General features: G+C 67.7%; 21 protein-coding genes and 1 pseudogene. 16 read left to right on the top strand and 6 right to left on the bottom strand.

The genetic code is table 11. From position 1 onward, the window contains the following. Positions 1-72: 72 nt before the first annotated feature. The 4 genes and pseudogenes from GEM_RS02610 to GEM_RS02595 all read right to left on the bottom strand — a co-directional run bounded on the left by GEM_RS02610 (position 73) and on the right by GEM_RS02595 (position 3977). The gene (locus GEM_RS02610) at positions 73-1299 is read right to left on the bottom strand and encodes a patatin-like phospholipase family protein (RefSeq protein ID WP_014895902.1); all 1227 of its coding nucleotides are present in this window, start codon (positions 1297-1299) and stop codon (positions 73-75) included. A 195-nt stretch (positions 1300-1494) separates the two neighbouring features. Continuing rightward, a pseudogene (locus tag GEM_RS02605) lies at positions 1495-1968 on the bottom strand (PhaM family polyhydroxyalkanoate granule multifunctional regulatory protein); the annotation flags it as partial. Positions 1969-2047: 79 nt separating this feature from the next. Beyond that, positions 2048-2875: an enoyl-CoA hydratase/isomerase family protein gene (locus GEM_RS02600; protein ID WP_014895900.1), complete on the bottom strand. Its 828-nt coding sequence runs from the start codon at positions 2873-2875 to the stop codon at positions 2048-2050. Between the two features lie 109 nt (positions 2876-2984). Next, positions 2985-3977 carry a fumarylacetoacetate hydrolase family protein gene (locus tag GEM_RS02595; RefSeq protein WP_014895899.1) on the bottom strand — a complete coding sequence of 331 codons (993 nt, stop codon included), beginning with the start codon at positions 3975-3977 and terminating at the stop codon, positions 2985-2987. Positions 3978-4105: 128 nt separating this feature from the next. Here GEM_RS02595 and GEM_RS02590 point away from each other — a divergent pair, with 128 nt between their 5' ends. The 5 genes from GEM_RS02590 to metH all read left to right on the top strand — a co-directional run bounded on the left by GEM_RS02590 (position 4106) and on the right by metH (position 10976). Continuing rightward, the gene (locus GEM_RS02590; protein ID WP_014895898.1) at positions 4106-4981 is read left to right on the top strand and encodes an IclR family transcriptional regulator; all 876 of its coding nucleotides are present in this window, start codon (positions 4106-4108) and stop codon (positions 4979-4981) included. Between the two features lie 124 nt (positions 4982-5105). Further along, entirely contained in the window at positions 5106-6347 is a 1242-nt protein-coding gene (locus tag GEM_RS02585; protein ID WP_014895897.1) for a DUF3108 domain-containing protein, read from the top strand. 245 nt (positions 6348-6592) lie between these two features. Then, positions 6593-6850, top strand: coding sequence for a DUF3567 domain-containing protein (locus tag GEM_RS02580; protein ID WP_006477667.1), 258 nt, complete (start codon positions 6593-6595; stop codon positions 6848-6850). 293 nt (positions 6851-7143) lie between these two features. Continuing rightward, positions 7144-8211: a homocysteine S-methyltransferase family protein gene (locus GEM_RS02575; RefSeq protein ID WP_014895896.1), complete on the top strand. Its 1068-nt coding sequence runs from the start codon at positions 7144-7146 to the stop codon at positions 8209-8211. A gap of 47 nt (positions 8212-8258) precedes the next feature. Continuing rightward, complete coding sequence (gene metH, locus GEM_RS02570; protein WP_014895895.1) at positions 8259-10976, top strand: methionine synthase; 2718 nt, start codon at positions 8259-8261, stop codon at positions 10974-10976. A 121-nt stretch (positions 10977-11097) separates the two neighbouring features. Here the strand turns inward: metH and GEM_RS02565 are convergent, their stop codons facing one another. Then, positions 11098-11421: a DUF1840 domain-containing protein gene (locus tag GEM_RS02565; RefSeq protein ID WP_009693452.1), complete on the bottom strand. Its 324-nt coding sequence runs from the start codon at positions 11419-11421 to the stop codon at positions 11098-11100. A 200-nt stretch (positions 11422-11621) separates the two neighbouring features. Between GEM_RS02565 and argS the strand changes: the two genes are divergently transcribed. The 6 genes from argS to GEM_RS02535 all read left to right on the top strand — a co-directional run bounded on the left by argS (position 11622) and on the right by GEM_RS02535 (position 19788). Next, entirely contained in the window at positions 11622-13403 is a 1782-nt protein-coding gene (gene argS, locus GEM_RS02560) for an arginine--tRNA ligase (protein ID WP_014895894.1), read from the top strand. A gap of 126 nt (positions 13404-13529) precedes the next feature. Beyond that, positions 13530-14429 (top strand): SPOR domain-containing protein, encoded by a 900-nt coding sequence (locus tag GEM_RS02555; RefSeq protein WP_014895893.1) that lies wholly within the window; start codon positions 13530-13532, stop codon positions 14427-14429. Between the two features lie 69 nt (positions 14430-14498). Further along, positions 14499-15140 (top strand): thiol:disulfide interchange protein DsbA/DsbL, encoded by a 642-nt coding sequence (locus GEM_RS02550; protein ID WP_014895892.1) that lies wholly within the window; start codon positions 14499-14501, stop codon positions 15138-15140. A 19-nt stretch (positions 15141-15159) separates the two neighbouring features. Then, a complete protein-coding gene (locus GEM_RS02545) occupies positions 15160-15933 on the top strand; it encodes an SDR family oxidoreductase (RefSeq protein WP_014895891.1) in 774 nt (257 codons plus the stop codon). A 428-nt stretch (positions 15934-16361) separates the two neighbouring features. Beyond that, positions 16362-17957 carry an ABC transporter substrate-binding protein gene (locus GEM_RS02540; protein ID WP_014895890.1) on the top strand — a complete coding sequence of 532 codons (1596 nt, stop codon included), beginning with the start codon at positions 16362-16364 and terminating at the stop codon, positions 17955-17957. A gap of 190 nt (positions 17958-18147) precedes the next feature. Beyond that, complete coding sequence (locus GEM_RS02535) at positions 18148-19788, top strand: ABC-F family ATP-binding cassette domain-containing protein (protein ID WP_014895889.1); 1641 nt, start codon at positions 18148-18150, stop codon at positions 19786-19788. A gap of 16 nt (positions 19789-19804) precedes the next feature. Here the strand turns inward: GEM_RS02535 and GEM_RS02530 are convergent, their stop codons facing one another. Continuing rightward, entirely contained in the window at positions 19805-20884 is a 1080-nt protein-coding gene (locus GEM_RS02530) for an MBL fold metallo-hydrolase (RefSeq protein WP_014895888.1), read from the bottom strand. A gap of 329 nt (positions 20885-21213) precedes the next feature. On the opposite strand from GEM_RS02530, the gene aceK reads away from it, so the two are divergent. The 5 genes from aceK (at position 21214) to GEM_RS02505 (ending at position 26483) form a co-directional block, all read left to right on the top strand. Then, complete coding sequence (aceK, locus tag GEM_RS02525; protein ID WP_014895887.1) at positions 21214-23031, top strand: bifunctional isocitrate dehydrogenase kinase/phosphatase; 1818 nt, start codon at positions 21214-21216, stop codon at positions 23029-23031. A 55-nt stretch (positions 23032-23086) separates the two neighbouring features. Continuing rightward, entirely contained in the window at positions 23087-23854 is a 768-nt protein-coding gene (gene can / locus GEM_RS02520; RefSeq protein WP_014895886.1) for a carbonate dehydratase, read from the top strand. An 89-nt stretch (positions 23855-23943) separates the two neighbouring features. Further along, positions 23944-24621, top strand: coding sequence for an SDR family oxidoreductase (locus GEM_RS02515; RefSeq protein ID WP_014895885.1), 678 nt, complete (start codon positions 23944-23946; stop codon positions 24619-24621). Positions 24622-24660: 39 nt separating this feature from the next. Continuing rightward, positions 24661-25098 carry a YchJ family protein gene (locus tag GEM_RS02510; protein ID WP_014895884.1) on the top strand — a complete coding sequence of 146 codons (438 nt, stop codon included), beginning with the start codon at positions 24661-24663 and terminating at the stop codon, positions 25096-25098. Positions 25099-25205: 107 nt separating this feature from the next. After that, positions 25206-26483 (top strand): dienelactone hydrolase family protein, encoded by a 1278-nt coding sequence (locus GEM_RS02505; RefSeq protein ID WP_014895883.1) that lies wholly within the window; start codon positions 25206-25208, stop codon positions 26481-26483. Positions 26484-26945: the final 462 nt, after the last annotated feature.

Genomic DNA, 26945 nt, shown 5'->3' with positions numbered 1-26945 from the left:
GGTCGCGGGCGGCCGTCGCGAAAACACAACCGGCGCATCATCCGCGTACGTCCCGGGCGCGCCCCGATCGCTTCAGACCCGTATTTCACCCGCCGCATGGCCGCCGTCCGGCGGCGTGCCGGCCGTCAGCGCGCTGCCGCCGTCTGCCTGCGCGATCCAGTCCGCCAGGGTGTCGCGCTGCGCGCGCCCGTCGCGGTAGCCGAGCTCGATCAGCTCGCACGTGAACGCCTGCTCGAACAGCAGGTAGCTCGCGAACGACGCGCCGGCCGGCTGGCTGCCGCCGATCGCGCCGAGCAGCCCGCGCATCGTCGCCGGCAGCTGCTTCAGGTGTTTCGCGGCGATCAGCTCGATGCGCTCGGACGGCGCGATCGCGATCACATCCACGTGCCGCCAGCCGCTGTCCACTTCGATCTGGTGTGGCAGGTGCTCGATCATCCGGTTGATGTGCTCGATCCGCTCGATGTCCGAGCCGATCGAGTCGAGAAACACGCTCGCCAGCACCTGCTGGCCGATCTGCGCGAGCGTTGGGTAGCCCCGCACCCGCCCCGAGCCGTTCGCGGCGGGAATCTCGGGCCGCGCATCGGCCGCGCCGATCACGACGATCCGGTCCGCGCCGAAGTGAATCGCCGGCGACAGCGGCGCGACCTGCCGGATCGACCCGTCGCCGAAGTACTCGATCTGCCCGTCGAGCACGAGCGGCACGGCCGGGAACACGAACGGAATGGCCGACGACGCGAGCAGGTGCGACGCAGACAGGTCGACGAGCCGCGCGGTGCGCTGCGCGCGCCGCCACGCCTGGATCGGCTCGGCGGCCTGGTAGAAAGTCAGGTGCCGGCCGCTCGAATAGCTGAGCGCAGTGATCGAGAGCGCATGAAGCAGGCGCGCCTCGAGCATCTGCTCGATCCGGTGAAAGCTCAGCTCGCGCTGCAGCAAGTGTGCGAGCGGCGCGTTGTCGAGCAGCCCGCGCGGCGAACGGCGCGCGGCCCAGCCGAACGTCATCGCCGCGAGCCAGCGTGCGCCCGCCGCCGCGATGCCGAGCCAGTCGGTGCGATACACGTAGTCGGCGCGCAGCGGTTCCCAGAATTCGAGCAGCCGCCGCACGCCGTGAGAAAAGTCGTCCGCGTGGCTCGCGATCGACGTCGCATTGATCGCGCCGGCCGACGAGCCGCACACGACCGTGAACGGCACCGTATGCCGGTTGGGGTCGGCCTCGCGCGCGATCTCGGCCAGCGCCTTCAGCACGCCGACCTGGTAGGCGGCGCGTGCGCCGCCGCCCATCAGAACGAGCGCGAGCCGCATGATACTTCCGCATTATCGTCCTGCGAGTTCTCGACGCTCTGCGAGGGATTCGGGCATAAATTCCGCACCTTTCATGATGGTTTGCATCAGCGGCGAATAATATCGAGAATAGTCTTTGCTTTTATTATGCAAGATGGTCGGTGAATCAGCCCAGGGCCAGCAGAGCCAGAATCTCGTCAGTCATTTGAGAGCGTCATTCCAGAGTCCTGCCATCAGCCAGTCCGAGGCAGCAGCCTCGGCGTCCGGCGCGTGCCGGGCATCGGCGCGCGACGCGGACGCGGCCTGTGCGGCCGCGACCGCCGCTTCCTCGGCCGCCGACATCGAGCTTTGCGCGAACGCGCCGAATGCACGCAGCGTCGCGAGCGTCGCGCGCTGCACTTCGAGCGCCTGGATCGCGGACTGCAGCATCCCGAGGTTGAGCTTGAGCCACTGCTCGACCGCGCGCAGATCGGTGATCCGCTTGTCGAGCTCCTCGACGCTCGTGAGCGGCGCCATCATGTCGGACATGCTCGACAGCGACGGCGGCAGCCCCGATGCGGCGCCAGGAAACGGCGCCATCCCGCCGAACGGCGACATCCGCATCATGTCCCACATGCGGTCGAGCATGTCGGCAGGCTTGAAACCGGCAAAGCCGGCGAATGGATTGGAGCCGGAGGCATCGGTGGTCATACGGGCATCCTGGTTGACTGGGTGGGCGAAGCGGCCGGCACGGGTCGGGCGGCCGCCTTGGGTTCGATCATAGCGCGCGTCAGAACGGTGCGTCGCCGGGGAAGTCGGGCGGGCGCCGCTCGCGCAGCGAACGGATGCCTTCCTGCACGTCGGGCCCCGAGAAGCCCATGAATTCGAGCGCGAGCGACGTATCGAAGGTCGGCCCGGCCGAGCGCAGCCAGTTGTTCAGCGCGTACTTGGTCCAGCGGATCGCCGACTGCGAGCCGTGCGCGAGCCGCTCGGCCACCTCGTACGCCTTCGGCAGCAGGTCGGCCGGCTCGACCGCGAGCGACACGAGTCCGATCCGCTCGGCCTCCTCGCCGCTCACCGGCTCGCACAGCAGCAGGTAGTACTTCGCCTTCGCCATCCCGCACAACAGCGGCCACACGATCGCCGCATGATCGCCGGCCGCGACGCCGAGCCGCGTATGGCCGTCGATGATGCGCGCATCCTTCGCGGCGATCGAGATGTCGGCGAGCAGCCCGGCGACGAGCCCCGCACCGACCGCCGGGCCGTGCATCGCCGACACGATCGGCTTGCTGCAGTTGATCACGTTGTAGACGAGGTCGCGCGCCTCGCGCCACACGCGAGCGCGCACGTCGAAGTCGTTGGCCATCGCCTCGACGAGCGCGAGATCGCCGCCCGCCGAAAAGCCCTTGCCCTCGCCGCGGATCACCGCGACGCGCGTATCGGGATCGCGGTCGACGTCACGCCAGATGTCGGCGAGCTCGCGATGCATGCGTTCGTTCGCGGTCGCGAGGCCGCTGCGGTTCGCGCCCTCGCCGCTCATCACGATGTCGAGCACGCCATGATCGCGGCGTGTCACCTTCAGTGCTTCGTACCCGCCGTATGCGGAAAGATCGGCCATGCGGAGCTCCCGGCGCCTTGAGACGCTTGAATCGAGTGTAGCCAAGCCCGCGCGGGCAAACATCAGGCGAAACCCGGCGCGCGGGCCGGAGCCGGGTTTCGCGCCGGCGTCAGGCCGCGCCGTCGGGCGGTGCGACCGACTGCTCGATCGCGCCGAAGATCGACTTGCCGGCCGCATCGAACATCTCGATGCGCACGGTGTCGCCGTAACGCATGAATTCGGTCTGCGGCGCGCCGTGCTCGATCGTCTCGAGGCAGCGCTTCTCGGCGATGCAGCAGTAGCCGCGCTTCGCGTCCTTGTTCGACACCGTGCCCGAGCCGACGATCGAGCCGGCCCGCAGGTTGCGCGTCTTCGCCGCGTGGGCGACCAGCTGGCCGAAGTGGAACACCATGTCGGTGCCTGCGTCGGGCTGGCCGACCTTCTTGCCGTTCCAGTGGACGATCATCGGCCGGTGCACGCGGCCTTCGCGCCATTCCTCGCCAAGCTCGTCGGGCGTCACCGCGACCGGTGCAAACGCGGTTGCCGGCTTGCTCTGGAAGAAGCCGAAGCCCTTCGCGAGCTCAGCCGGAATCAGGTTGCGCAGCGACACGTCGTTCACCAGCGTGACGAGCCGCACGGCCTTCAGTGCGTCGTCGGGCGTCGTGCTCATCGGCACGTCGCCGGTGAGCACCGCAACTTCCGCCTCGAAGTCGATGCCCCATTCCTCGGACGGGCACACGATGTCGTCGCGCGCGCCGAGGAAATCGTCGCTGCCGCCCTGGTACATCAGCGGATCGGTCCAGAACTCGGGCGGCATCTCGGCGCCGCGCGCGCGGCGCACGAGCTCGACGTGGTTCACGTACGCGGAGCCGTCGGCCCACTGGAACGCGCGCGGCAGCGGCGCCATGCAGTTCGCCGCATCGAACGCGAACGCGTTGCGCGCGCGACCGTGGTTCAGCGCGTCGTACAGGTCGCGCAGTTGCGGCGCGTAGAACGCCCAGTCGTCGAGGACGCGCTGCAGCGTCGGCGCGATCGCATCGGCGATCGCCGCGGTGTGCAGGTCGCGCGACACGACGATCAGCTGGCCGTCGCGCGTGCCGTCCTTCAGCGATGCAAGTTTCATGGGGGTATCTGCCGTTGTAGTGACGATGGAGGGAATCTATTTTACGATGGTGAATCCGTGCGGCGCGCCACGATCGTGCACGCCGCGTTCGTCCCGATCCTTGCCGCATTTTCGCGCACCCGTTGCCCATGCCTGCCAGCCCGCTTCCCGATGACGATCTCGCTGATTCCGACACCGACGACACCGGCTCCGGCGAGCACGGCGAAGGCGGCGAGAAGGTCCGCTCCGGCATCCAGTCGATCGAGGTCGGCTTCCGCCTGCTCGACGTGCTGACGAGCGAGCCGCGCGCGATGATGCTGCGCGACCTCGCCCAGCGCGCGGGCATGAGTCCCGCGAAGGCGCACCGCTATCTGGTCAGCTTCTCGCGGCTCGGCGTCGTGGCGCAGGATCCCGTATCGGGCCGCTACGAGCTCGGCGGCTTCGCGCTGCAGATGGGGCTCGCCCGGCTGGCGCGTGTCGACGGCGTGAAGCTCGCGCGGATCGCGCTGACCGAGTTGCGCGACCGCGTCGACCAGACGGTCGGCATCGCGGTATGGGGCAACCAGGGGCCGACGATCGTGCACTGGATGGAATCGAGCCATCCCGCGAAGGCGTCGCTGAAGCTCGGCGACGTGATGCCGCTGCTCGGCTCCGCGACGGGCCTGCTGTTCGCCGCGTATCTGCCGCGCAGCAAGACCGCCGCGATGCTCGAGCGCGAGCTCGCCGATACGCGCCGCTCGCCGCATCACGGCGGCCCGCGCACGCTCGACGAGCTCGACGCGGTGCTCGCCGACGTGCGCGCGCACCAGGCCGCGCGCGTCGAGGGGATGCTGCTGCCGACGATCCACGCGTTCTGCATGCCGGTGTTCGATGCGGTCGGCGAACTCGCGCTCGCGATCGTCGCGCTCGGTCAGGAAGGCATGTTCGACATCGCGTGGGGCGGCGAGATCGACACCGCGCTGCGCGCGTGCGCGCAGAAACTGTCTTACGAACTCGGCTATAGTCCGGACGCGCGCGACGCCTGACACGCGAGGCGCGCGACACACGCGCGATCCACCGCGAACGCGCGGCGCATCCGGCGGTCCGATTGCTGTGACGCGCGTTGCGCACGGCGCGCCACACCCGCCCCAACCCTGTTCCGTTTCGCCGATGCCGCCAGCCGTCCCCCGTCCTCGCCACGCCCTGCCCCGCCATTGGCTGCGGGCGGGCGTGGCGCTCGTCGTCGTGCTGGTGCTGCACGCGCTCGCGGCGTTGTGGCTGACGCACAACCGCGCAGCGTTCACGCCACCCGCGCCCGCCGAGGTGCCGGTACAGATCGAGCTGCTGAAGCCGCAGCCGATTGCGCGCCAGCCCGCGCCGAAACCGGCAGAACAGCCGGCCGAGCCTGCACCGGCAAAGCCGGCCCCCGTCGCACCGAAGGCCGCAGCGAAGCCCGCGCCGCCGCACGAGCCGGTCCTCACGTCGACGCAGACGGCCGAGCAGGGCGAGCCGCCGGCCGCCACCTCCGCCACGAGCGGCACGGCGGCCGCAGCGGGCACGCAACCCGCATCGGCCGGCGGCGCCAGCAGCGCCGCGGCGCCCGGTCCCGCGACGAGCGGCGTGAAATTCGCCGCGCCGCCGTCCGGCGACCTGCAATACGACACGTTCTACAACGGCATGCAGAACATGATCGGCACGATTCACTGGCGCACCGACGGACGCACGTACGATCTGTCGGTATCGATGCCGGTGCCGTTCGTCGGTCCGTTCACCTATCGCAGCGAAGGCCGCGTCGATGCATTCGGCGTCGCACCCGACCGTTACGTCGAGAAGCGCGGCAAGCGGCCCGAGGACATCGCGATCTTCAACCGCGAGATCCGCCAGGTCGTCTTCACGCGCACGCCGAACAACGCACCGCTGCCCGACGGCGTGCAGGATCGGTTCAGCATGCTGATGCAGCTGTCGGGGCTCTTGCGCGGCAACCCGTCCGCCTACAAGCCGGGTGTCACGCAGCAGTTCTTCGTGATCGACAACAACAGCGGCGAGACGTGGCCGATCACGGTGATCGGCGACGAGGACGTGCAGACGCAAGCCGGCAGCGTCAGGGCCCGGCACTTCATGCGCCTGCCGCGCCGCGACGGCGACACGCGCCGCATCGACATGTGGCTCGCGCCATCGCTTGGCTGGCTGCCCGCCCGGCTCGTACAATCGGAACCGAACGGCGCGCAGATCGAGCTGCTGTGGCACGGCCGGCTCGCACCGCCAGGCGCGCCTTCCGATGCAGCACCGGAAGGCGGCACGACGAATGCACCCGCCGGTGCATCGGTGCCCGCCGCACCGGCTGCGGAGCCGGCACAACCCGTGCCGCCACCGGCAGTGCAACCGCCTGCATCGTCGCCTGCTGCGCCGTGATGAACGATGAACCGGCAATTTCGACCGATTAAAGCTATCGCCGAAATGGCCGATGACACTCTTTAACAACTATTTCGGTCCACCGGATCACAATGAGAAACGTTTGATAGACATCGGCTTCTAACCCGATACACCCCACGCAAACGGGAGACCGGGGTGTGCAGCGCAAGCCCCTTGAAACCGGCAAGGTCTGCCCCACCTACGGGACAACAAGGCCAGATGCCACTGCGAAGAGGAGTGCCGCCATGCAAATGATCTACAACAGCCCCAACTACTGCGTCGTCGAATTTGCGCCGCAGGCCGGTCACCATCTGATGAATGCCGGCGGATACGAAATCGTCGACAAGAACGCGCAGCGCGAGATCTTCATCGACGGCGAACTTGCCGAGCGATTCCGCGCGCACGTGAAACAGCTGATCGAAGATGAACCGTCGCTCGACGAAGTCGACGAATTCCTCGGACAATTCGACAGCCTGATGATGATGCCCGTCGTCCTGCACTGACGACACGCGGCCCGGCGCGTCGCGCGGCCGGGTCATCCGCCGCGCTCAAGCGGCACCGCGAGCACTCCGATCAAAGCCCCCGCCCGGTTCGCCGGCGGGGGTTTTCGTTTGGTACGACCGCCGCGCGTCGCAGCGTGCATCGGTTGCGCCGGCAACGCTGACGGACCCGCAGCGGGCGCCCCCCGCCACCGCACATGCAACCCGCGCGCTGCATCGCACGCCGCGCAAGGCCGGGCGGCGCCCCGGCGCACCGGCTACAATGACGGTTTTCCCGTCTTCGCCGGTCTTCCGCCATGTCTGCGACCCCTCTCGCCGCTTCCGCCCCGCTCGACGCGCCCTACACGCGCGGCGCCGAACTGCCCGCGCTGCTGAAATCGCGCATCCTGATCCTCGACGGCGCGATGGGCACGATGATCCAGCGCTACAAGCTCGACGAGGCCGCGTATCGCGGCGAGCGCTTCAAGGACTTCCCGCGCGACATCAAGGGCAACAACGAACTGCTGTCGCTCACGCAGCCGCAGATCATCCGCGAGATCCACGACCAGTACTTCGCGGCCGGCGCGGACATCGTCGAAACCAACACGTTCGGTGCGACGACGGTCGCGCAGGCCGACTACGGGATGGAAGACCTCGTCGTCGAGATGAACATCGAATCCGCGCGCCTCGCGCGCGAATCGGCCGCCCGCTACGCCACACCGGACAAGCCGCGCTTCGTCGCGGGCGCGATCGGGCCGACGCCGAAGACGGCGAGCATCTCGCCGGACGTCAACGACCCGGGCGCGCGCAACGTCACCTTCGACGAGCTGCGCGACGCGTATTACCAGCAGGCGAAGGCGCTGCTCGACGGCGGCGTCGACCTGTTCCTCGTCGAGACGATCTTCGACACGCTGAACGCGAAGGCCGCGCTGTTCGCGCTCGACGAACTGTTCGAGGACACCGGCGAGCGCCTGCCGATCATGATCTCGGGCACCGTGACCGACGCATCGGGCCGCATCCTGTCGGGCCAGACGGTCGAAGCGTTCTGGAATTCGCTGCGCCACGCGAAGCCGCTCACGTTCGGCCTGAACTGCGCGCTCGGCGCGGCGCTGATGCGCCCGTACATCGCCGAGCTCGCGAAACTGTGCGACACCTACGTGTCGTGCTACCCGAACGCGGGCCTGCCGAACCCGATGAGCGACACCGGCTTCGACGAGACGCCGGATGTCACGTCGGGCCTCCTGAAGGAGTTCGCACAGGCCGGGCTCGTGAACCTCGCGGGCGGTTGCTGCGGCACGACGCCCGAGCACATCGCCGAAATCGCGAAGGCGCTCGCCGACGTGAAACCGCGCCGCTGGCCGAGCCAGTACAGCGAAGCCGCCTGACCCGACCGCCTCAACGCCTGCCCTACCTCACACGAATTCGCACCGCCATGACCGATCACATGATGCGCCTTGCCGGCCTCGAGCCGTTCAACGTCACGTCCGGGACGCTCTTCATCAACGTCGGTGAACGCACCAACGTCACCGGCTCGAAGGCGTTCGCGCGGATGATCCTCAACGGCCAGTTCGACGAGGCGCTCGCCGTCGCGCGCCAGCAGGTCGAGAACGGCGCGCAGGTGATCGACATCAACATGGACGAGGCGATGCTCGATTCGAAGGCGGCGATGGTGCGCTTCCTGAACCTGATCGCATCGGAGCCGGACATCGCTCGCGTGCCGATCATGATCGACTCGTCGAAGTGGGAAGTGATCGAGGCCGGCCTCAAGTGCGTGCAGGGCAAGGCCATCGTGAACTCGATCTCGCTGAAGGAAGGCGAGGAAGCATTCCGCCACCACGCGAACCTGATCCGCCGCTACGGCGCGGCCGCGGTCGTGATGGCGTTCGACGAGACGGGCCAGGCCGATACGTACGAGCGCAAGACCGAGATCTGCAAGCGCTCGTACGACTTCCTCGTGAACGAAGTCGGCTTCCCGCCGGAAGACATCATCTTCGACCCGAACATCTTCGCGGTCGCGACCGGCATCGAGGAGCACAACAACTACGCGGTCGACTTCATCGAGGCGACCCGCTGGATCAAGCAGAACCTGCCGTACGCGAAGGTGAGCGGCGGCGTGTCGAACGTGTCGTTCTCGTTCCGCGGCAACGACCCGGTGCGCGAGGCGATCCACACCGTGTTCCTGTACCACGCGATCCAGGCGGGGATGGACATGGGCATCGTCAACGCGGGCCAGCTCGGCGTGTACGCCGATCTCGACGCGGAGCTGCGCGAGCGCGTCGAGGACGTGATCCTGAACCGCCGCGCCGATTCCACCGACCGGCTCCTCGAAATCGCCGACAAGTTCAAGGCCGGCGGTGCGAAGAAGGAAGAGAACCTCGAGTGGCGCAACCAGCCGGTCGAGAAGCGGCTCTCGCACGCGCTCGTGCACGGCATCACGACCTTCATCGTCGAGGATACCGAAGAAGTGCGCGCGAAGATCGACGCGGCCGGCGGCCGCCCGATCAACGTGATCGAAGGCCCGCTGATGGACGGCATGAACATCGTCGGCGACCTGTTCGGCCAGGGCAAGATGTTCCTGCCGCAGGTCGTGAAGTCGGCGCGCGTGATGAAGCAGGCCGTCGCGCACCTGATCCCGTTCATCGAGGAAGAAAAGCGCCTGCTCGCGGAAGCGGGCGGCGACGTGCGCGCGAAGGGCAAGATCGTCATCGCGACCGTGAAGGGCGACGTGCACGACATCGGCAAGAACATCGTGTCGGTCGTGCTCCAGTGCAACAACTTCGAAGTCGTCAACATGGGCGTGATGGTCCCGTGCAACGAGATCCTCGCGAAGGCGAAGGTCGAGGGCGCGGACATCATCGGGCTGTCGGGCCTCATCACGCCGAGCCTCGAGGAAATGGCGTACGTCGCGTCCGAAATGCAGCGCGACGACTACTTCCGCGTGAAGAAGATTCCGCTGCTGATCGGCGGCGCGACCACGTCGCGCGTGCACACGGCCGTGAAGATCGCGCCGCACTACGAGGGCCCGGTCGTCTACGTGCCCGACGCGTCGCGCTCGGTATCGGTCGCGTCGAACCTGCTGTCGGACGAAGGCGCGGCGAAGTACCTCGACGAGCTGAAGTCCGACTACGAACGCATCCGCGACCAGCACGCGAACCGCAAGGCGCAGCCGATGGTCACGCTCGAGGCGGCGCGCGCGAACAAGACGAAGGTCGACTGGGCGGGCTACCAGCCCGTGAAGCCGAAGTTCATCGGCCGCCGTGTGTTCAAGAACTACGACCTGAACGAGCTCGCGAACTACATCGACTGGGGCCCGTTCTTCCAGACCTGGGACCTCGCGGGCCCGTACCCGGCGATCCTGAACGACGAGATCGTCGGCGAATCAGCGCGGCGCGTGTTCTCCGACGCGAAGTCGATGCTCGCGCGCCTGATCCAGGGCCGCTGGCTGACCGCGAGCGGCGTGATTTCGCTGCTGCCGGCGAACACCGTCAACGACGACGACATCGAGATCTACAGCGACGAATCGCGCTCGGAAGTGCTGCTCACGTGGCGCAACCTGCGCCAGCAGAGCGTGCGCCCGGTGGTCGACGGCGTGATGCGGCCGAACCGCTCGCTCGCCGACTTCATCGCGCCGAAGGAATCGGGCGTTGCCGACTACATCGGGATGTTCGCGGTGACGGCCGGCCTGGGTGTCGACGTGAAGGAAAAGCAGTTCGAAGCCGACCACGACGACTACAGCGCGATCATGCTGAAGGCGCTCGCCGACCGCTTCGCGGAAGCGTTCGCCGAAGCGATGCACGCGCGCGTGCGCCGCGAGCTGTGGGGCTACGCGAGCGGCGAGACGCTCGACAACGACGCGCTGATCGCGGAAAAGTACGCCGGCATCCGCCCGGCGCCCGGCTACCCGGCCTGCCCCGATCACCTCGTGAAGCGCGACATGTTCGACGTGCTGCACGCGGACGAGATCGGCATGAGCGTGACCGACTCGCTGGCGATGCTGCCGGCGGCAAGCGTGTCGGGCTTCTACCTTGCGCATCCGGACAGCACGTATTTCTCGGTCGGCAAAATCGGGCAGGATCAGCTCGAGGACTACGCGCAGCGGATGGCGCTGTCGCTCGACGACGCGCGCCGCGCGCTCGCGCCGCAACTCTGATCCGCGCACGGCCGGGGCGGCTTCCCGCCCATTTGGTCAGACAAAATAAAAAGGCCCGCTTCGAGCGGGCCTTTTTCTGGCCTTTCCGACCGTTCGATCCGCGTCAGCCGGGCAACGAAGCTCAGAAGCCCCAGTGCACGTCGGCCTCGCCGGCCTTCGCTTCGCGCAGCATCGTGAGGAACGGTGCAACGCGCTGCGCCAGGCTCGGCGGCACTTCGTGGTGCGCGTGGTCGGCGTCGTCCTCGTGGAAATGGCCGGCGTGCTCGGCGCGTTCCTGCTTCGCCTGCGCAACCGCGCCTTCCAGCTTTGCGATCGCGTGGTCCAGTTCGTCGTGCGTAATCACACCGCGTTCGCCCAGCTGCTTGCCGACGAGGCCCAGCACGTATACGGCGAAATCCTTCAGCACGTCGAGATCCTGTGCCGCCTTGCTCTTGAACGTAATCATGACAATTCCCTTTTCATCTTGTTGTGCCTGCGCGGCGCGATTGGGGAACACCGGCAGACCGGCGTCCGGCCTCGCGGACGCGGGCCGCCTGAGCGGCATATTAGCACCTGTTAAAATTCTGCGATCCCTGAAACGCGCGCTCGAAAAGCGCGCCGGCGGGCCGGCGTTTCCGGCTGCCACCAACGAAGCCTTCTACCAGCATGCTGCCAGCACACAAACAGACCCTCGAAGCCCTGCTCGCGGATAGCGTCACGCAGGTCGCACACGCGCTGAAAGGCGCCGACGCCGAATTCGTCGCCCCGGCCATCACGCTCGAGCGCCCGAAGGTCGCCGCGCACGGCGACGTCGCGTGCAACGTCGCGATGCAGCTCGCCAAGCCGCTCGGCACGAACCCGCGCCAGCTCGCCGAACGGATCGTCGCCGCGCTCACGGCCCAGCCGGCCGCGCAAGGGCTCGTCGACGCCGCCGAAATCGCCGGCCCCGGCTTCATCAACCTGCGCCTGACCGCCGCCGCGAAGCAGGCGGTGATCGCCGCCGTGTTCGACCAGGGCCGCGCGTTCGGCACGTCGGAGCGCGAGAAAGGCAAGCAGGTGCTGCTCGAATTCGTGTCGGCCAACCCGACCGGCCCGCTGCACGTCGGCCACGGCCGCCAGGCGGCGCTCGGCGACGTGCTCGCGAACGTGATCGCGAGCCAGGGCTACGCGGTGCACCGCGAGTTCTACTACAACGACGCCGGCGTGCAGATCGGCAACCTCGCGATCTCGACGCAGGCGCGCGCGCGCGGCCTGAAGCCGGGCGACGCAGGCTGGCCGGAAGCCGCGTACAACGGCGAATACATCGCCGACATCGCACGCGACTACCTGAACCGCGAGACGGTCGCCGCGAAGGATGGCGAGCCGGTCACGGGCGCGGGCGATATCGAGGATCTCGACGCGATCCGCAAGTTCGCGGTCGCGTACCTGCGCCACGAGCAGGATATGGACCTGCAGGCGTTCGGCGTGAAGTTCGACCAGTACTACCTCGAGTCGTCGCTGTACAGCGAAGGCCGGGTCGAGCAGACGGTCGACGCGCTGATCAAGGCCGGCATGACCTACGAACAGGACGGCGCGCTGTGGCTGCGCACGACCGACGAAGGCGACGACAAGGATCGCGTGATGCGCAAGTCGGACGGCACCTACACGTACTTCGTGCCGGACGTCGCCTACCACGTGACGAAATGGCAGCGCGGCTTCACGAAGGTGATCAACATCCAGGGCTCGGACCACCACGGCACGATCGCGCGCGTGCGCGCCGGCCTGCAGGGGCTGCACGTCGGCATCCCGAAGGGCTATCCCGACTACGTGCTGCACAAGATGGTCACCGTGATGCGCGACGGCCAGGAAGTGAAGCTGTCGAAGCGGGCGGGCAGCTACGTGACGGTGCGCGACCTGATCGAATGGTCGGGCGGCGCGACGCCGGGCCAGGAAGCGGCACCCGACCTGATCGACGAGGCGACCATCACGCGCGGCCGCGACGCGGTGCGCTTCTTCCTGATCTCGCGCAAGGCCGATACCGAGTTCGTGTTCGACATCGATCTCGCGCTGAAACAGAACGACGAGAACCCGGTCTATTACGTCCAGTACGCGCACGCGCGGATCTGCTCGGTGCTCAACGAATTGAAGTCGCGCTACAACGTCGAGGTGACGCAGCTGCCGGGCGCCGACCTGGCGCAGCTCACGAGCCCGCAGGCCGTGTCGCTGATGCAGAAGCTCGCCGAGTATCCGGACATGCTCACGCACGCGGCGAACGAGCTGGCACCACACGCGGTCGCGTTCTACCTGCGCGATCTCGCTGGTGAATTCCACTCGTTCTACAATGCGGAGCGCGTGCTGGTCGACGACGAAGCGCCGCGCAACGCGCGCGCCGCGCTCCTCGCCGCGACCCGGCAGGTGCTCGAGAATGGCCTGGCGGTGCTCGGCGTGTCCGCGCCCGCCAAGATGTAAGCGGCCCGAACCGGGCAGCGAATGGCCGCGGCAGGCGCGCCTGGCGTCGGATGCCCGCCACCGGGTGCCCGCCGTCGGGTGCCCGCCGCAGCCTTTTCACGATTCTTTTTGCAGGTGACTCAAGCAATGGCACAACCACGCCGAACTTCGAAGCAATCGAAACAAGCCGGAGGGACATTTCTTGGAATCGTGCTGGGCCTGATCGTCGGCCTCGCGATCGCGGTGGTGGTGGCGCTCTACATCACGCGTTCGCCGTCGCCGTTCGTGTCGAAGGTCGCGCCGCCGCCGGCCGACAACGGCGCGAGCCAGCCGCAGCAGTTCGACCCGAACCGCGCGCTGCAGGGCAAGACGCCCGGCCAGCCGGTGCCGCAGGCCGCGCAATCCGCGCCGCCCAATACCGCGCCCGGCCAGGCCGCGAACCAGACCCAGGGCGGCCTGCTGCCCGAACCGCAGATCGTCGAAGTGCCGCCGTCGGGTAACGCGAACGGCTCCAGCGGCTCGGGCAACACGACCGCGTCGAACAATCCGCCGTCGGACAACGGCGTCGCCGTCGCACCGAAGCCAGCCAACAACACGCCGCCGCCGAAGAAGACGCAACAGGCGCAGCAACAGCAGCAACAGCAGCAGCAAGGCGGCGAGGACGACCTCGCGCGCTTCGCCGCGCAGAAGCAGGCGCAGCAGGCGGCCGCCCAGAAACAGCAGCAGCAGGTCGCGAACAACACCCCGAAGCCGACGTCGTCCGCGACGGCCGCAGCGGCAGCGAAGCCGCCGACCGCGAGCGACGCGAACACCGGCTACTTCCTGCAGGTCGGCGCCTATAAAACGGAAGGCGACGCCGAGCAGCAGCGCGCGCGGCTGGGCTTCCAGGGCTTCGAGTCGAAGGTGTCGAAGCGCGATGTCAGCGGCGTGACCTATTTCCGCGTGCGCGTCGGCCCGTTCTCGAAATTCGAGGATATGAACTCGGCCCGTCAGCGCCTGTCCGATGCAGGTGTCGACACGGCGGTGATCCGTTTCACGAAGCAATAAGCAACCGGCCGCGCCCACGCAGAACCCGTTACGTTCCGTAACCCGAGCAACTGATTCGACGTTCACAACATGAAAAAACTGCTTAGCACGCTCCTTCTGTCCCTGGGTCTGGCCGCCGCCGGCTTCGCCCAGGCGTCGCCCGCCGCGCCGGCTACCGGCAAGGACTTCGAGGTGATGAAGTCGCCGCAGCCGGTGTCCGCGCCGGCCGGCAAGGTCGAGGTGATCGAGTTCTTCTGGTACGGCTGCCCGCACTGCTACGAATTCGAGCCGACGATCGAGGCCTGGGTGAAGAAGCAGGGCAACAACATCGACTTCAAGCGCGTGCCGGTCGCGTTCCGCGACGATTTCGTCCCGCACTCGAAGCTGTTCTACGCGGTGTCCGCGCTCGGCATCTCGGAGAAGGTCACGCCGGCGATCTTCAACGCGATCCACAAGCAGAAGAACTACCTGCTGACGCCGCAGGCGCAGGCCGACTTCCTCGCGACGCAAGGCGTCGACAAGAAGCAGTTCATGGACGCGTACAACTCGTTCAGCGTGCAGGGCCAGGTGAAGCAGTCGGCCGAGCTGCTGAAGAACTACGCGATCGACGGCGTGCCGACGGTCGTCGTCCAGGGCAAGTACAAGACGGGCCCGGCTTACACGAACAGCATCCCGGGCACCGCGCAAGTGCTCGACTACCTCGTGAAGCAGGTTCAGGACAAGAAGCTCTGATCCCCGCCCACGCGCCGGCATGACTACTCCGCTGAAGGTCTTCATCACCGGCGCGTCGAGCGGCCTCGGCCTCGCGATGGCCGAGGAATACGCCCGCCAGGGCGCCACGCTCGCCCTCGTCGCGCGCCGCACCGATGCCCTCGATGCGTTCGCGCGACGCTTTCCCAAGCTGTCCGTCTCCGTCTATTCCGCCGACGTGCGCGACGCCGATGCGCTCGCGACGGCCGCCGCGTCGTTCATCGCCGCGCACGGCTGTCCCGACGTCGTGATCGCGAACGCGGGCATCAGCCAGGGCGCCGTCACGGGCCAGGGCGATCTCGCCGCGTTCCGCGACGTGATGGACATCAACTACTACGGGATGGTCACGACGTTCGAGCCGTTCGTCGGCCCGATGACGGCCGCGCGGCGCGGCACGCTGGTCGGCGTCGCGAGCGTCGCCGGCGTGCGCGGCCTGCCCGGCTCCGGCGCGTACAGCGCGTCGAAATCGGCCGCGATCAAGTACCTCGAAGCGCTGCGCGTCGAGTTGCGCCCGGCCGGCGTCGGCGTCGTGACGATCGCGCCCGGCTATATCCGCACGCCGATGACCGCGCACAACCCGTACCGGATGCCGTTCCTGATGGACGCCGACCGCTTCGCGGCCCGCGCCGCCCGCGCGATCGCGCGGCAGCACGCGTTCCGCGTGATTCCATGGCAGATGGGGGTCGTCGCGAAGGTGCTGCACGTGCTGCCGCGCTGGCTCTACGACCGCCTGTTCGAGAAGGCGCCGCGCAAGCCGAAGGCCGGCGCGCACTGAGCGCATCGGACATCCGGCGCGCTCAGTACGCGCCGGACCGGTGCTGCATCGGCATCGCAGTCCCGCGCCAACGCGGCGCGCGCCGCCGCCTCCTTACGGCCGTCCCACTCGTCCCACTCGTCGCCCGATGATGCCGCGATCCTGCAGATTCCGTCGATCCCGCTGATTCAAGCCGTCCCCACCGCCTACTCGGCCGCCCGTCGTTCACCGTCGCACCCGCTTCCGCTCCCGCGCCGCACCGCCGCCCGAACACGCATTCCGTCGTGAACGCAGCCGTTTTTCGGTCAATCCACCGCGATCCGACGCCTTTTTTCACGCCCTGCGCGCTTTGACGGTATGCTATCCGCCAGCCGCGCCGGCCCGCCTGTTCCCGGGCCGCGCCCGCATCCCGTCACCCAGCAAAAAACACAAGTCACGTGGGAGAACCTATGCAGGTCAAGCTGTTCGCCGCGGCCGCACTCGCCGCCGCCCTCGCCGCCCCCGGCCTCGTCGCCGCCAAGCCGCTCACCGTCTGCACGGAATCGAGCCCGGACGGTTTCGACGTCGTGCAGTACAACTCGCTCGTCACGACCAACGCGTCAGCCGACGTGATCTTCAACACGCTGGTGTCGTACGACGAAGCCGCGAAGAAGGTCGTGCCCGCGCTCGCCGACAAATGGGAGGCAAGCGCCGACGGCCTCACGTACACGTTCCACCTGCGCCCGAACGTCGCGTTCCAGACCACCGACTACTTCAAGCCGGGCCGCCCGCTGAACGCGGACGACGTCGTGTTCTCGTTCTCACGGATGCTCGACGATGCAAACCCGTGGCACAAGGTCGCCGGCGCGAGCGGCTTCCCGCACGCGCAGTCGATGGGCCTCGTGAAGCTCGTGAAGTCGGTCACGAAGGTCGACGACACCACGGTGAAGTTCGTGCTGAACGAGCCGAACGCGACGTTCGTGCCGATCCTGACGATGGGCTTCGCATCGATCTACTCGGCCGAATACGCGGACCAGCTGCTGAAGGCCGGCAAGCAGGCCGACCTGAACGCGAAGCCGGTCGGCACCGGCCCGTTCACGCTGAAGAGCTACACGAAGGACGCGCTGATCCGCTACGACGTGAACCCGACCTACTGGGGCGCGAAGCCGAAGGTCGACCGGCTGATCTACGCGATCACGCCCGACCCGTCGGTGCGCATGCAGAAGGTGAAGGCCGGTGAATGCCAGATCGCGCTGTCGCCGAAGCCGCAGGACGTGCTCGCCGCGAAGGGCGAAAGCGCACTGAAGGTCGTGCAGACGCCCGCGTTCATGACCGCGTTCGTCGCGCTGAACACGCAGAAGAAGCCGCTCGACAACGACAAGGTGCGCGAGGCGCTGAACCTCGCGTTCGATCGTGCGACCTACCTGAAGGTCGTGTTCGACAACACGGCGACCGCCGCGAACAACCCGTATCCGCCGAACACGTGGAGCTATGCGAAGGACATCGCGCCGTATGCGTACGATCCCGCGAAAGCAAAGCAGCTGCTCGCATCGGCCGGGTACCCGAACGGCTTCTCGACGACGATCTGGACGCGCCCGACCGGCAGCGTGCTGAACCCGAACCCGAAAGCTGGCGCCGAGCTGCTGCAGGCCGACCTCGCGAAGATCGGCGTGAAAGCCGAGGTGAAGGTGATCGAATGGGGCGAGCTGATCAAGCAGGCAAAGCTCGGCCAGCACGACATGCTGTTCATGGGCTGGGCCGGCGACAACGGTGATCCGGACAACTACCTGTCGCCGCTGTTCAGCTGCAACGCGGTGAAGTCGGGCATCAACTTCGCGCGCTTCTGCGACGCGCAGCTCGACAAGCTGATCGCCGACGGCAAGTCGACTGCCGACCAGGGCAAGCGCGCGAAGCTGTATGAATCCGCGCAGAAGATCATCCACGACCAGGCGCTGTGGATTCCGCTCGGCTACCCGACCGCGGCGGCGCTCACGCGCACGAACGTGAGCGGCTATCACGTCAGCCCGTTCGGCCGCCAGAACTTCACGGCGGTCGCCGTGCAGTAACCGCGCGTGGCGCGCAAGCGACGGCGTGCTCGCCGGTCGCTTGCGGCCCGTGCGCTGCGCTTGCTACACTGCGCGCCTATTCCTCATACCGGACGCCAGCCAAAGTGAACAACTAAGCCTTCCCAAAAATGTTTTCGCCGCCGTGCCACGCACGCCGCGCGAAAGGTTTCACGCATTTTCGGAGGTGCTTATGGCTGCTGCCACGCCGACCGGCGCGCTCGTCGCGCTTCATCACGTTTCTTTCCGCTTCGACGACGGCGTCACGCTGTTCGATTCGCTCGACCTTTCCATCGACCGTACGCCGACCGGCATCGTCGGCCGCAACGGTGTCGGCAAGAGCCTGCTCGCGCAACTGATCGCGGGCCGGCGCACGCCGAACGCGGGCACGATCGACCGGCACACGCCGGTCGTCTACGTCGCGCAACAGCACGACGACGCGCCGGCCGGCACGCGAACCGTCGCGGCGATCGCCGCGCTCGAGGCACCGCTCGCGGCCCTCGCGCGCCTCGCGGACGGCCGCGCGCACGCACACGACTTCGACCTGATCGGCGATCGCTGGGACCTGGCCGAGCGGCTGCGCAGCGCGCTCGACGCAGCGGGCCTGCACGACGTTCGCGCCGATACGCCGGCGCACGCGCTGAGCGGCGGCCAGCTCGCGCGCGTCGCGCTGATCGGTGCACTGTTGTCGGACGCCGGGCTGCTGGTGCTCGACGAACCGACCAACCATCTCGATGCGCCGGGCCGTGCCTGGCTGCGCGCGGCGCTCGACGGCTGGCGCAGCGGCGTCGTCATCGTCAGCCACGACCGCGCATTGCTCGCGCAGGTGCAGCGCATCGTCGAACTGACGCCGCACGGCGTACGCGCGTACGGCGGCAACTACGCGCGCTATCGTGCGCAGCGCGACGCGGAACAGGATGCCGCGCAGGCCGCGCTCGAGCATGCGCGCACCGAGCGCGGGCGCGTGAGACGACGGCTCGAACAGGAACACGACGCGATCCAGCGCCACGCGGCCGGCTCGCTGCGCGACGCGAAGACGGCAAACCTGTCGTCGATGGCGCGTCAGAGCCGCAAGGGCGCGGCGCGCAGCATCATGGGGACGGTCCGGCGCCAGCAGAGCGAATTCAAGGCGACGCTCGACGAACGCGTGCAGGACGCGGCCGCGCGCGTCGAAGCCGACGCGCCGGTGCTCGTGTCGTTGCCGGGTACCGAGGTCAGCGCGCGCCGCCAGCTGTTCACGCTCGAGCACGCGCAATTGCCGTGGCGCGTCGCCGGCCGCGCGGACGCGATCACGTGGTCGGCCAGCGGCCCGGTGCGCATCGCGCTGACGGGCCCGAACGGCTGCGGAAAATCGACGCTGCTGCGCATGCTCGCCGGCGAACTCGCGCCTCGCTCGGGCGCGTGCACGACGCATGTGAGCGCCGCCTACCTCGACCAGCGGCTCGCGCTGCTCGATCCCGATCGTTCGATCGTCGAGCAGTTGGGACTCCTCGATACGCCGCTTGCCGAAGGCGACCTGCGCAGCCGGCTCGCGCTGCTGCAGCTCGATGCGGCACGCGCGACGCAGCCGGTGCACCGCTTGAGCGGCGGCGAACGGCTGAAGGCCGCGCTCGCGTGCGCACTGTGGCGCGGCACGCCCGCCCAGCTGCTGCTGCTCGACGAGCCGACCAATCACCTGGATCTCGAATCGGTGCGCGCGATCGAAGCCGCGCTGGCCGGCTTCCCCGGCGCGCTCGTGGTCGCGTCGCACGACGCCGCGTTTCTCGCGGCGCTCGAACCGACGCACACGATGCAATGGCAGCGCGACGGCTGGCGTTACGAACCCGTCGCGTAAGGGTGATGACGCGCGTTCAGCGTGCGGTACGGAAACGCAGCACGCCGTCGTCGCCCTGCTCACGCACGAGTTCGCCGGCGAGCCACAGCAGGTTCAGGTGGGCGATCGCCTCGCCGAGCGCGAACGTCATCTGGTGGATGTCGAGCTCGCGGCGGCGGAACATGATCGGCACGATGTCGGCCGCGCTGGCCGGCTGCTCCGCGCACGCGACGCGCACTTCGTCGAGCCGCGCGTCGTGGTGCGCGCGCAGTTGCGCGATACGGGTGCGCACGCCGCGGAACGGCTTGCCGTGCGACGGCAGCACGAGCGTGTCGGGCGCCATCGTCTCGTAGCGGCCGAGCGATTCCAGATACAGCGCAAGCGGGTTCGCTTCCGGCTCGAGATCGAACACGGATACGTTCGTCGAGATGCGCGGCAGCACCATGTCGCCGGAGATCAGCACACCGTCCGCGTCGCTGTGCAGCGCGCAATGTTCAGGCGAATGACCGTAGCCGGTGACGACGCGCCACGTGCGCGCGCCGATCTTCACCGCGTCGCCTTCGCGCAGGCGCCGGTAGCGCGGCGGCACGGCCGGCACGAGATCCGAGTAGTAGCTGCGGCGGTTGCGCAGCTTCTCGAGCGCGGCCGGATCGGTCAGCCCGTGGCGCGCGAAGTGATCGGCCGCAGCCGCGCCGCCGGCGTTCGAGCCGTTGCCGGCCGCCATCAGGCAGCCGAACATGTATTCGCCGAGCGTCATCCACAGCCGCACCTTCCAGCGGCCCTGGTCGCCGCCTTCGCACAGCCAGTTCGCGAGGCCGAAGTGATCGGGGTGACAGTGCGTGACGATCACGCGCAGCACCGGCAGCCCGTCGAGATGCCGAGCGAAAATCTGTTCCCAGTGCGTACGGATCGCGTCCGACGAGATCCCGCAGTCGACGATCGTCCAGCCGGCCTGCCCGTCGATCTCGTCGCGCAGCAGCCACAGGTTGATGTGATCGAGCGAGAACGGCAGCGGCATGCGCAGCCAGCGCACGCCGGGCGCGACCTCGAACGTGTCGCCCGCGGCGGGCAGCGTGTCGGCGAAGGGATACTCGAGTTGGTGTTCCAGTGCGTTCATCAGTGGGGTGTCTCGTCGTTATCGGTACAAATGCGGGGGCCAATGCAGGTGCCGGCGCGCGCGGCCGGCAGGCCACGGCGGGCATCGCGTCGATTCTATCGCCGTCGCGCGCAACGCGTGCCCGGCGGGCGTCGGCCGGTCAAAAAAAGTTCGTGTCAGAATCGGTTCCGTACCCGTATCTTTACGCGAAGATGCACCGAACGGCCTTCAACGGCGAATAACCTGCCCATTGACGGCGCTTGGCGCCGGACCCCGAAAGTCAATGAAACGCCGACTTGGGCGCTAAAATGGCGAGTGCTTACAGCCCCTCTCGAACGAGCCTGCACGCGATGAATCACTTCCCCAAACTGCTGTCGTCGCAGATCGGTTTCGACGTCGCGCAGACGATGCTCGAATACTTCGACCGCCACTACCGGATCTTCCGGGAAGCCGCCGTCGAGGCGAAGACGCTATACGAGCGCACCGACTGGCACGGGCTGCAGCGGCTGGCGCGCGAGCGCATCACGTCGTACGACGATCGCGTGCAGGAATGCGTCGAGGTGCTGGAGGACGAATACGACGCGGAGAACATCGACGACGAGGTGTGGCAGCAGATCAAGCTGCACTACATCGGCCTGCTCACGTCGCACCGCCAGCCCGAGTGCGCGGAAACGTTCTTCAATTCGGTGTGCTGCAAGATCCTGCACCGCTCGTATTTCAGCAATGATTTCATCTTCGTGCGGCCCGCGATCTCGACCGAATACCTCGAGAACGACGAGCCGGCCGCGAAGCCGACCTATCGCGCGTACTACCCCGGCACCGACGGGCTCGCGGCCACGCTCGAGCGCATCGTCACGAACTTCCAGCTCGAACCGCCGTTCGAGGATCTCACGCGCGACATCGGCTGCGTGATGCAGGCGATCAGCGACGAATTCGGCCAGTTCGACGAAGCGCCGAATTTCCAGATCCACGTGCTGTCGTCGCTGTTCTTCCGCAACAAGAGCGCGTACATCGTCGGCCGCATCATCAACGCCGATCGCGTGCTGCCGTTCGCGGTGCCGATCCGCCACGTGCGGCCGGGCCTGCTCGCGCTCGACACCGTGCTGCTGCGCCGCGACCTGCTGCAGATCATCTTCAGCTTCTCGCACTCGTATTTCCTGGTCGACATGGGCGTGCCGTCCGCGTACGTGGACTTCCTGTGCACGATCATGCCGGGCAAGCCGAAGGCCGAGATCTACACGTCGGTCGGACTGCAGAAGCAGGGCAAGAACCTGTTCTACCGCGACCTGCTGCACCATCTGTCGCATTCGAGCGACCGCTTCATCATCGCGCCCGGGATCAAGGGCCTCGTGATGCTCGTGTTCACGCTGCCGTCGTTCCCGTACGTGTTCAAGATCATCAAGGATCAGTTCCCGCCGCCGAAGGAAACGACACGCGCGCAGATCATGGAGAAGTACCAGCTGGTGAAGCGCCACGACCGTCTCGGGCGGATGGCCGACACGCTCGAGTATTCGAGTGTCGCGCTGCCGATCTCGCGGCTCGACCATGCGCTCGTGCGCGAACTGGAGAAGGAAGTGCCGTCGCTGCTCGAATACGAGGACGGCAACCTCGTGATCAAGCACCTGTACATCGAGCGCCGCATGACGCCGCTCAACCTGTACCTGCAGAACGGCACCGACGCGGACGTCGAGCACGGCGTGAAGGAGTACGGCAACGCGGTGAAGGAGTTGATGAAGGCCAACATCTTCCCGGGCGACATGCTGTACAAGAACTTCGGCGTCACGCGCCACGGCCGCGTCGTGTTCTACGACTACGACGAGATCGAGTACCTGACCGACTGCAACGTGCGGCGCGTGCCGCCGCCGCGCAACGAGGAAGACGAACTGTCCGGCGAACCGTGGTATACCGTCGGCCCGCACGACATCTTTCCGGAAACCTACGGACCGTTCCTGCTCGGCGACCCGCGCGTGCGGACGGTCTTCATGAAGCATCACGCGGACTTTTTCGAACCCGCGTTGTGGCAGGCCAGCAAGGACAAGCTGCTGCAGGGCGAGCTGCCCGATTTTTACCCGTACGACGTGTCGCTGCGCTTCACCGTGCGCTACCCCGCGCGCTTCGCTGCGACGGACGCGAGCGACAGCGCAGGCGACGCGCAGCGCGCCGCCTGACGCGCACGTGCACCGAACCCGATCGACCCGATTTCCGCAAACGGAATCCTCACCGATGAATACCCAAGACAACCCGCTTTCACACCTGTTCGACAACAACGACGCCTGGGTCAAGCGCCAGCTCGCCGACGATCCCGACTTCTTCGCGCGACTCGCCGACCAGCAGGCACCGGAATATCTGTGGATCGGCTGCTCGGATTCGCGCGTGCCTGCGAACCAGATCATCGGCCTGCCGCCGGGCGAAGTGTTCGTGCACCGCAACATCGCGAACGTCGTCGTGCACAGCGACCTGAACTGCCTGTCGGTGATCCAGTTCGCGGTCGACATCCTGCGCGTGAAGCACATCATGGTCGTCGGCCACTACGGCTGCTCGGGCGTGAACGCGGCGCTGCACAACCGGCGCGTGGGCCTCGCGGACAACTGGCTGCATCACGTGCAGGACGTGCGCGAACGTCACGCGGCGCTGCTCGACGAATGGCCGGTCGGCGAAGCGCGCTATCGCCGCCTGATCGAACTGAATTCGATCGAGCAGGTCGTCAACGTGTGCCGCACGACGATCGTCAACGACGCGTGGGCGCGCGGCCAGTCGCTCACCGTGCACGGGCTCGTGTACGGCGTGCACGACGGGCGGATGCGCAACCTCGGGATGGCCGTGTCGAGCTTCGACGCGCTCGACGAAACCTATAAGCGTTGCGTCGCGGCGCTCACCGCGCGCGGCCAGCATGCGCCCGACAACGACATGGTCGCGGCGGACGCCGCGCGGCTTGAAGGCGTCGCGCAGGCAGTCGCCGACACGCTGAAGCCGTGCGGCGACGCGAAGTAACCGACGCCGGCGTGGCGAGCGCGACGGACCCCGAACTGATCTGACACCGGCACCGCCGCGACGGCGGTGCCACGAAAGGAGCGGCGAACATGAAAACCGTACTGATCGTCGGCGCATCGCGCGGCCTCGGCCGCGAATTCGTCCGGCAATACCGGCGCGACGGCTGGAACGTGATCGCCACCGCGCGCGACGACGCATCGCTCGCCGCGCTGCGCGAACTCGGCGCGCATGCGCATGCGCTCGACATCGCGCAGCCGGAACAGATCGCGGCGCTCGGCTGGAAGCTCGACGGCGAACGGCTCGACGCGGCCGTGCTGGTGTCGGGCGTCTACGGGCCGCGCACCGAAGGGGTCGAGACGATCGGCGCCGAGGATTTCGACGCGGTGATGCATACGAACGTGCGCGGGCCGATGCAGCTGCTGCCGATCCTGCTCCCGCTCGTCGAGGACGCGCGCGGCGTGCTGGCGGTCGTATCGAGCCGGATGGGCAGCATCGCCGAGGCGACCGGCACGACCGGCTGGCTGTATCGTGCGAGCAAGGCCGCGCTGAACGACGTGCTGCGCATCGCGTCGCTGCAGACGCGCCACGCCGCGTGCATCTCGCTTCACCCCGGCTGGGTGCGCACCGACATGGGCGGCGCGCAGGCCGCGATCGATCCGGAAACCAGCGTGACCGGCATGCGCCGCGTGATCGCCGAAGCCGGGGCGGACATGTCGCAGGCCAACGGCCGTTTCTTCCAGTACGACGGTGTCGAGCTCAGCTGGTAAGCCGGCATCACAACCTGGCGTCGTTAATTCACGATTCGCATGATTTTGAACCGACCTGACGCGTGCCCGTGCGGCGGCGCGTCCCCCACCCCTGCCGGCAAAGCGCCGGCCCCGCGCTACGCGGCCTGCTGCGGCCGCTTCATCGACGGCGGCGAAGCCGCACCGACCGCGCTCGAATTGATGCGCTCGCGGTATAGCGCGTACGTGCTCGGCGCGACCGACTACCTGCGCGCGACCTGGGATCCGCGCACCTGCCCGGCCGATCTCGATGCGGACCCGAATGCACCCGACGCACCTCGTTGGCTCGGTCTCGCGGTCAAACGCCATGCGCCGCGCGACGAACGGCACGCCGAGGTCGAATTCGTGGCCCGCTACAAGGTCGGCGGGCGCGCGTACCGGCTCCACGAGACGAGCCGCTTCGTGCGCGACGAGCACGGTTTCTGGCGCTATGTCGACGGCGAAGTAAGTGAACGCTGACAAATAGTTGCTGTGTCAGACGCCGGGTAATTCCCGCATTGCACAACCTGAATTTGTCGGGCTACGATGGCCCTCAGATTGGTCAAGTTGCATGGCAGGGCTTACGAATGGCGTTCAGCAAGGTATTGGTGGGATGGATGGCGGCGTGTGCGCTGTCGGCCGCTCAGGCCGGTACGCAGCCGAATGCACACGCCGGCGCGGCCACAGCGGCAAGCGGCTCGCTCGCCCATGCCGAGCACTTCGATTACGGCGATTCGGGCCTCCCGCAGGTCGCCGCCAACCTCAACGAACAAATCGTCAGCATCCCGGCCGATGCTTCGGGCACCGTGATGCTCGAGGCGACGCTGTTCAAGCCGAACGGCCCCGGGCCGTTCCCGCTCGTCGTCTTCAACCACGGCAAGAACACCGGCGATCTCCATCTGCAGCCGCGCAGCCGGCCGCTCGCGTTCGCGCGTGAATTCGTGCGTCGCGGCTATGCGGTGATCGCGCCGAACCGCCAGGGCTTCTCCGGGTCGGGCGGCACGTACCAGCAGGAAGGCTGCAACGTCGGGAAGAACGGCCTCGCGCAGGCCGCCGACGTCGACGCGACGGTCCGCTACATGTCGCGTCAGTCGTACATCGATGCGTCGCGCATCGTCGTCGCCGGCACGTCGCACGGCGGCCTCGCCTCGGTCGCGTACGGCACCGAAGCCGCGCCCGGCGTGCGCGGCATCATCAACTTCTCCGGCGGGCTGCGCCAGGATCTCTGCGACGGCTGGCAGCGCAACCTGGTCGACGCGTTCGACCAGTACGGCGCGCATACGGCCGTGCGCTCGCTGTGGCTGTACGGCGACAACGATTCGGTGTGGACGCCCGCGCTCGTCGCGCAGATGCACGACGCGTACGTGTCGCACGGCACGCAGGCACATTTCATCGACTTCGGCCGCTACAAGGACGACGCGCACCGGCTGATCGTCGATCGCGACGGCGTGCCCGTGTGGTGGCCGGCCGTGCATGCGTTCCTCGCGGAACTGAACCTGCCGACCTCGGTGCGCTATGCGGTCGCCAACCCGCACGAACCGAATGCGACCGGCTATGCGTCGATCGACGCGGTCGATGCGGTGCCGTTCGTCGACGCGGCCGGCCGCGAAGGCTATCGCCGCTTCCTGAACCAGCATCCGAGCCGCGCGTTCGCGGTGTCTTCCGAAGGCGCATGGTCGTGGGCCGAAGGCGGCGACGACCCGATGGCGCTCGCGCTCGACAACTGCGCGAAGCAGGGTGCGGGCGCGTGCCGGCTGTATGCGGTCAACGACCGCGTCGTGTGGAACGCGAACGCGACGCAGACGGCCGACAACGGCGACGGCAACACGCACGACGCCGATACGCGCGCGCTGGCTTCGCGCTGACGCGGGACTCGCGACGCCCGGCGTCGCCCCGCGGTCTCCCCCCTCTCTTTCTCCTTCTCGGCTTTTGCGAACGCCTGGTGCGTGCAGCGGCGTTCGCGCGCTCGTGCAGTGCGTCTCATGCCGGGCCGACCGGCAGTTCCACCCGTCACTCGCGCCGGCTGCCCTTGCTGGTCCTTGCTGGTCCTTGCTGGTCCTTGCTGGTCCTTGCTGGTCCTTGCTGGTCCTTGCTGGTCCTTGCTGGTCCTTGCTGGCCTTTCCTGCCTCCTCTCGCGCCTGATTCGGCCCCCCAATTCACCGGCCGCCGCGCGCGCCTTGCGTCACGCTTCGCTCCCTCTTTTCTCTTCCAGCCCCGATTCCTCACCGTCGGTCGTGCGCCTTCCCCACGATTTTTTTCTGTCGGGGGGTGTCACTCGAACGTCGTCATCTGCGGTCATTTCTGGACATCTGGCGCGTACCGTTCCG

The sequence above is a fragment of the Burkholderia cepacia GG4 genome (assembly GCF_000292915.1).
In the GTDB taxonomy this organism is placed as follows: Bacteria; Pseudomonadota; Gammaproteobacteria; order Burkholderiales; family Burkholderiaceae; genus Burkholderia; species Burkholderia cepacia_D.
Note: the sequence above shows the minus strand (reverse complement) of the source record. Positions and strands in the feature narration are given on the sequence as shown.